The organism is Bacillus sp. FG16, from assembly GCF_057809515.1.
The window spans coordinates 93,535-100,133 of sequence record NZ_JBMDKC010000006.1 but is presented as its reverse complement, the minus strand read 5'-3'; the positions used below and the strand labels follow the sequence as shown (position 1 = coordinate 100,133).

The 6,599-nt window shown below is 34.1% G+C and carries 8 protein-coding genes; 6 read left to right on the top strand and 2 right to left on the bottom strand.

Translation table 11 applies throughout. The features are described 5' to 3' along the window. Positions 1 to 329: 329 nt before the first annotated feature. Genes ACODS7_RS04330 through ACODS7_RS04320 form a run of 3 tightly spaced genes read left to right on the top strand, consistent with a single transcriptional unit; the run spans position 330 to position 1,992 of the window. A complete protein-coding gene (locus ACODS7_RS04330; RefSeq protein ID WP_001102628.1) occupies positions 330 to 653 on the top strand; it encodes a PadR family transcriptional regulator in 324 nt (107 codons plus the stop codon). After that, the gene (locus tag ACODS7_RS04325) at positions 646 to 1,188 is read left to right on the top strand and encodes a DUF1700 domain-containing protein (protein ID WP_016080612.1); all 543 of its coding nucleotides are present in this window, start codon (positions 646 to 648) and stop codon (positions 1,186 to 1,188) included. The genes ACODS7_RS04330 and ACODS7_RS04325 overlap by 8 nt, the downstream gene beginning before the upstream one ends. After that, the gene (locus tag ACODS7_RS04320) at positions 1,189 to 1,992 is read left to right on the top strand and encodes a DUF4097 family beta strand repeat-containing protein (RefSeq protein WP_016080613.1); all 804 of its coding nucleotides are present in this window, start codon (positions 1,189 to 1,191) and stop codon (positions 1,990 to 1,992) included. A 90-nt stretch (positions 1,993 to 2,082) separates the two neighbouring features. Here ACODS7_RS04320 and lexA read toward each other — a convergent pair whose 3' ends face one another. Further along, positions 2,083 to 2,703, bottom strand: a complete 621-nt coding sequence (lexA, locus tag ACODS7_RS04315; protein WP_016080614.1) for a transcriptional repressor LexA — start codon at positions 2,701 to 2,703, stop codon at positions 2,083 to 2,085. A 141-nt stretch (positions 2,704 to 2,844) separates the two neighbouring features. Between lexA and ACODS7_RS04310 the strand changes: the two genes are divergently transcribed. Both ACODS7_RS04310 and ACODS7_RS04305 read left to right on the top strand, forming a co-directional pair. After that, the gene (locus ACODS7_RS04310) at positions 2,845 to 3,501 is read left to right on the top strand and encodes a YneB family resolvase-like protein (RefSeq protein WP_016080615.1); all 657 of its coding nucleotides are present in this window, start codon (positions 2,845 to 2,847) and stop codon (positions 3,499 to 3,501) included. A gap of 45 nt (positions 3,502 to 3,546) precedes the next feature. After that, positions 3,547 to 3,786, top strand: coding sequence for a DUF896 domain-containing protein (locus ACODS7_RS04305; protein ID WP_000607015.1), 240 nt, complete (start codon positions 3,547 to 3,549; stop codon positions 3,784 to 3,786). A 40-nt stretch (positions 3,787 to 3,826) separates the two neighbouring features. On the opposite strand, the gene ACODS7_RS04300 is transcribed toward ACODS7_RS04305, so the two are convergent. Next, positions 3,827 to 5,410 (bottom strand): bifunctional metallophosphatase/5'-nucleotidase, encoded by a 1,584-nt coding sequence (locus ACODS7_RS04300; RefSeq protein ID WP_224981429.1) that lies wholly within the window; start codon positions 5,408 to 5,410, stop codon positions 3,827 to 3,829. Between the two features lie 184 nt (positions 5,411 to 5,594). On the opposite strand from ACODS7_RS04300, the gene ACODS7_RS04295 reads away from it, so the two are divergent. After that, positions 5,595 to 6,533: a phosphate/phosphite/phosphonate ABC transporter substrate-binding protein gene (locus tag ACODS7_RS04295; protein ID WP_000915063.1), complete on the top strand. Its 939-nt coding sequence runs from the start codon at positions 5,595 to 5,597 to the stop codon at positions 6,531 to 6,533. Positions 6,534 to 6,599: the final 66 nt, after the last annotated feature.

Below are 6,599 nucleotides of genomic sequence, written 5' to 3'. Positions count from 1 at the left end.
GGGAACAAGTGGTTTAGGTGTTTTGATAGGTGTCCCGTTTTCAGGGTTCACTTCAAAGTATTGGGGCTTTTTCTCATTAGCTATAGTGAATAAGGTTGTGGTGGATTCTTCAAGAGGAAAGAGTGAATGAAGTCTAATGTAAATGAAATGAAACCTTGAGTGATGCTTAGTTATAACGCAGTCTTATTCAGGGGTTCGTTAGTTCATTTTCTAAATTTAGGGAATAAATATAGCTTAGTACCTTGCAATAAACAATACCAAGTGGTATATTATGGATAAAACAGGTACCGTGTATTGAACAGTACTAAGATAGGAAAGGAGGATGGCACTTGAACGTTCAGTTTAAAAAAGGTGTGCTTGAACTTTGTGTATTAGCACTTGTAAAACGTAAAGATAGTTACGGTTATGAACTTGTTCAGCAAATTTCTAATAAATTTTTAATATCGGAAGGGTCAGTATACCCTTTATTGCGCCGTTTGACGAAAGAAGGGTATTTTCAAACGTATTTAAAGGAATCTACGGAAGGGCCACCTCGTAAATATTATCAATTAACAGAGCAAGGGGAAACGCAATTTCATTTGTTAGTAACAGAATGGCGTGATTTTGCGAAAGGGGTACAAGAAATTATTGAAGGGGTGGAATGGGATGAGTAAAGAAGGGTTTCTTAAAGAATTATCAAGTTATCTTAGAAAGTTACCAGAGGAAGAGAGGCAAGATATTTTATCGGATTATGAAGAGCACTTTCAGTTTGGGATAGAAGAGGGGAAAACTGAATCAGAAATAATACAGGGCCTCGGTTCTCCGAAAGTAATCGCAAAAGAATTACTTGCGATGTATCGCTTCGATGAAATGAAAAAAAATCCATCGACTTCAAATGTGACAAGAGCTGTTATGGCAGCGATTGGACTTAGTTTGTTTAATTTTATTATTGTGTTAGGCCCGTTAGTCGCAATTATTGCTTTTATATTTTCTTTTTGGATTGGTGGTATTGCTAGTGTAGTAACACCATTTTTCGTGATTGGAAAAGTATTTATGGGTACTTTTATATGGTTGGATCTTTTCGTTAGTATAACGTTTGTTGGAGTAGGTTTATTATTATGTATTATCGCTTTTTATAGTACAAAGTGGTTTAAGAGATTGTGTGTACGATATGTAATATGGAACTTCAAAATGATAAAAGGAGAGTAAATGATGAAAAAACTATTTTTAATCGCTATCGCTTGTATCATTATTGGAGTAATAGGAATTTCCCAAACATATGAAAAAGCAGTACAAACTGCTGAAAAAGGCGATAAAGAAAATATAATTAAAAACGAAACATTAAAAAATATAGAAGTTAAGTTAGATGCCGGGGATATTATTGTCCAAAAATCTCCTGACTCTTCTTTTTATATCAAGCAATCAGGAGATGTACGTAAACAAGAGATTCGTATCGCAGAAGATGGTGACACATTAAAAATTATTGGGGAAAGAGAAAAAGGTGCTTCATTTGATTTTTCTTTTTACGATTTTAGGTTTCAAACGTCTAAATTGACTCTCCTTGTGCCCGAACGCTCTTACCAAGATGTAAAAGTAAATTCATCTGCTGGACAAATCGAAATGAGTGATGTGAAAAGTGATAGCGTAAGTGTTAGAACACTTGCTGGAGAAGTAGAGTTGAAACAAGTAACGGCTAAGAATGTGGAGGGATCGACAAAAGCTGGTGAGGTGAACTTTAAGAAGGTATTAGGGAAAGTGACCGCAAAAACAACAAGTGGGGAAATAAATATTCAAGATCATGATTCTAAGTATAATCTAGAAGCAAGTTCAACTGCGGGAGATATAGATATTACTTTATCGGAAAAACCACAAGATGCGGTAATTACTGGGCAAAGTGCTGCCGGAGATGTAACAATTTTTAATGAAGAAAATAATAACGTAACAATTGGAAATGGTAGTAAAAAGATTAGCGGTAAAACGGCTGCTGGAGATGTGACGATTGAAACTCGTTAATAAGAAATAGAATGTATGGAAATCTATCAAAATACAAAAAAGAAGATAATTACCGTATATAAATAAGGTAATTATCTTCTTTTGTTATTTTTAATGTAAATCACGATATACGCCAATTACTTTCCCGATAACTGACACTTGTTTTAAAATGATAGGTTCTAATGAAGAGTTTTCTGGTTGTAGACGGAAATGGTCTTTTTCTTTATAGAAACGTTTAACAGTTGCTTCGTTATCTTCTGTTAAAGCGACTACAATTTCACCATTATATGCAGACTGTTGTTGGCGAACAACAACTAAATCTCCATCGAAAATACCAGCTTCAATCATACTATCTCCAGAAATACGTAACATGAACACTTGGTCTGCTCCAGCAACAATACTAGCTGGAAGTGGGAAATGTTCCTCTACGCTTTCGACAGCTGTAATTGGTAAACCAGCAGTAACTTTTCCGACAATTGGAACTTGAATAACAGATTGTGTTTCTGTATCGATTCGGTCTACGCCTAAAATTTCAATCGCTCGTGGTTTCGTTGGATCGCGTCGAATGTATCCTTTTTCTTCTAATCGTGATAAATGTCCGTGCACTGTAGAACTAGAAGCGAGGCCGACTGCTTGACCGATTTCACGTACGGAAGGTGGATATCCTTTTTCTTGTACTTTTAGCTTAATAAAGTCGAGAATGTCTTGCTGGCGTTTCGTTAACTTTTCCATGTTTTCTAACACCTCGTTTTCTTTCATTTTTCTTATTAATAAGTATAACATGTGAAAAAACATTCTACAAACATAAGTTCGAACAAATGGCTGATTTATGTTACACTATAGGGAAATAATAGGGAGAAAGAGGGGTTCAAAATGAATGCAATTATTTATGCACGTGTGAGTACAACGAAAGAAGCACAAGAAACATCATTATTACGTCAAAAAGATGAATTATTGCATTTAGCTGAGCGCTATCAAATGAATGTTTCTAAGGTGATTGAGGAGCAGGCTAGTGGATATACAATTGAGCGTGACGGTATATTAGAGGTGTTGGATACAATTCGAGACGAACAAATTGATGTGTTACTTATACAAGATGAAACGCGACTTGGTAGAGGAAATGCGAAAATCGCATTAATGCATTGTTTACATAAAGAAGGTATAAAAGTATATACGCATACACATAATGGTGAATTACAATTGTCGGATTCTGATTCGATGGTATTAGATATTATTGGTATTGTTGAAGAATATCAAAGAAAGATTCATAATTTGAAAATTAAACGAGGTATGCAACGTGCAGTAGAAAAAGGCTATCGTCCAGAAAAAAATTTAAAAAATCGGCATTTAAGTGTAGGAAGAGAGAAAAAAGAAGTGCCAATTGAGGAAATTGTACGTTTGCGAAAAAGTGAACTCACGTTTGAAGAAATTGCAGCAACACTACGTGGATTTGGTCATAATGTTTCAAAGGCGACTGTACATCGTAGATATGTAGAGTATACGAAGCAATTGCTTGATAAAGAAGAGTAACTATTGTATGATAATAATCAGTTTTGATTAGAAGGGGGATTCGAGATGATTAATCACGAACTCGTTGAACGCATTAACTTCTTAGCGAAAAAAGCAAAAGCTGAAGGTTTAACTGAAGAAGAGCAACGTGAGCGTCAATCGCTACGTGAACAATATTTAAAAGGATTTCGTCAAAATATGTTAAACGAACTTAAAGGAATTAAAGTTGTTAACGAAGAAGGTACAGATGTTACACCGACGAAATTAAAAGCTTTAAAAAAGCAAGATAATGCAAAATTAAATTAAAAGATGGGCGAAGCCCATCTTTTTTTATTTGTAAAAATCGTTATTTAATAACTTTCCAGTTGTTATTAACTGTTGCTTCTATCGTTTTATGTTCCAATATATAATTAGCGATAAGTTCAGACATATCTGTTGGTATATCTTTTACTACCGGTTTGTTTTGAAACATAAAGAAATTTCCACCGCCACTTGCACGATAATTATTCATTACAACGTCATATTCTTCATTCATATTAAGAGGAACACTGTTGTGCTGTAAAGATTCTACTCTTTCACCAATTGGTTTTGAAATGTTTAATACGTATGAAATCCCTTCCCACATATCGTAATTATAATGTTGTGGCTTTGGTTCTATGTAGGTAGGACTTACGATGATGGACCCATCTGTTTTTAATGTGAAATAAGAAGCAGAGAGTTCAAGAGCATCTTTTATATCTGCTCCAGTTATTCTAATTACTTTTAATGTGTTTGGATAAATATAATTAGAAACGATGTCACGCATTGTTACATGTTCCGGAAAACCTGGAGATGTATTATGGAACAAACTTGTACAAGAAATGGATACATTAGCTATATCCATCTGTATTTTATTTATAAATTCGATAAAAGGATGATCATGCAAACGAGTTTGCATAGCATCTGAAATTTGCATGTTTCCCTGAATGATTCCAATAGGTTGATCAAGCCACTTTTGTGTTTTCTCTTCGTAATCGGCTACCAATGAAAGTACATTTTGGTCCGCTTCAACTCCTTGTACAGATAATAATTCAGAAGAGCTCTCTTTTTTCACCCATTTATGTTTTGTTTTTTCGAATGTTACTTTTACTTTTCCAACTGAGTGTCCATTGCATCCGGTCTGTAAAATTGTTATACCGTTAGCCATTGTGTGAGAAATTTCTCGGTGTTGATGACCTGTTAGTAAAAGGTCTATACCTTCAATTTCATGGCACATTGCATATCCTTGGTTTTCACCTGTTAACACTTCAGTCGGTTCCCCAGTTTGTAAATCTCTTTCGAATCCACCGTGATAGGCTACGACTAATAAATCTGGTTTCTCATGTTCGTGAATATAAGAAACCCATTTTTTTGTAGTCTTTAATGCATCTTCAAATAGTAAATCTTTAATGTGATGGGCCTGTTCCCAATTTGGGATGTAATGTGTTGTTACCCCTAAAATAGCAATTTTTATATTGGATTCAATCTGTTTGATTATATAAGGTTTTCCGAAATAGGGTTTTTTTATGTTTTTATCTAAAATATTTGCTGATAGGTACGGGAAGTTCGCAGTAGTCACAGCATTATTTAATATATCCATTCCGTAATTAAATTCATGATTGCCGATAATTGCAGCGTCATACTGTAAGTGATTCGCTAATAAGGACATTGGGTTTTTTTTGTTTTTTTCGTATGTAACATAATGATAAGTAAATGGTGTTCCTTGAATAAAGTCGCCATTATCAATTAAAAGAACGTTTATATTTTGGGAACGTTCTTTTTTTATAAGAGTAGAAATTTTAGCTAAACCAAGTTCTGCTGGGGAGTTATCTTGGTAGTGAATGGGATAAACAGTGCCATGTATATCGCTTGTTAATAAGATGTTTAAAGTTACAGTTTGATTATGTTCCAATATGACTCACCTTTTCTATTGTTATCTTCCAATTAATCATATCAAATATGTGAAGTGAATTTTGATGTGAATGTATAGAATGTGTAAAGATTCTGTAAATAACCAATTGTGTATCAAAATATGTGATATATTTCTTCATGTTTACGGAAGGTTATTTTATAACAAGAAAAATGGAGGCATTAATATGTTGAAAAAAGTTTTTGCAATGAGTACAACAGTTGTACTAGCGGCCGGATTATTAAGTGGCTGCGGGACGAAAGAGTCAAGTGCAAGTAAAAATGAAGATACGAAAAAAGGTTATGTACCAAAGACCTTAAATGTTCAATTTGTTCCTTCTCAAAATGCGGATACGTTAGAGGCAAAGGCAAAACCATTGGAAAAGCTATTAAGCGATAAATTAAATATTCCGGTAAAAGTTAGTATTTCAACTAACTACAATACAATTGTAGAAGCGATGGCATCTAAACAAGTAGATGTAGGGTTTTTACCACCAACAGCGTACGTATTAGCACATGAAAAGAAGGCTGCAAATGTAATTTTACAAGCGCAACGTTTTGGAGTAGAGGATGAAACAGGAGCTCCTACAAAAGATTTAGTAGACTATTATAAATCTGAATTTGTTGTTAAAAAAGACTCTAATATAAATAGTGTAAAAGATTTAAAAGGTAAAAAAATTGGTTATCAAGATGTAACATCATCAGCAGGGTATGTATGGCCTGCAGCTGTTCTATTAAAAGAGGGAATTGATCCGCTAAAGGATGTGAAACCTGTTACATTAAAAGGTCATGATCAGTCACTTATTGCTCTTTTAAATGGTGATGTAGATGCAGCTGTTGTATTCCAAGATGCTCGTAATATTGTAAAAAAAGATTATCCAAATATATTTGATCAAACGAAAATAGTGAAATTTACTGAGAAAATTCCGAACGATACAATTTCTGTACGCTCTGATTTAGATGCAGAGTGGAGCAAGAAATTACAAGATGCTTTCATTGAAATTGGAAAAAATGAGGAAGGCCGTAAAATCATTAAAGAAGTATATTCCCATGAAGGATATATTAAATCTGATGATAGTAAATTTGATATTGTTCGTGAATATGGAAAGACAGTGAAGACGCAATAATACATAGTGAACTGGCGGCTAGCTGGAAGGTGTGAGATTTCAGTTAGTTTGCCGTTTTTTAGTTAT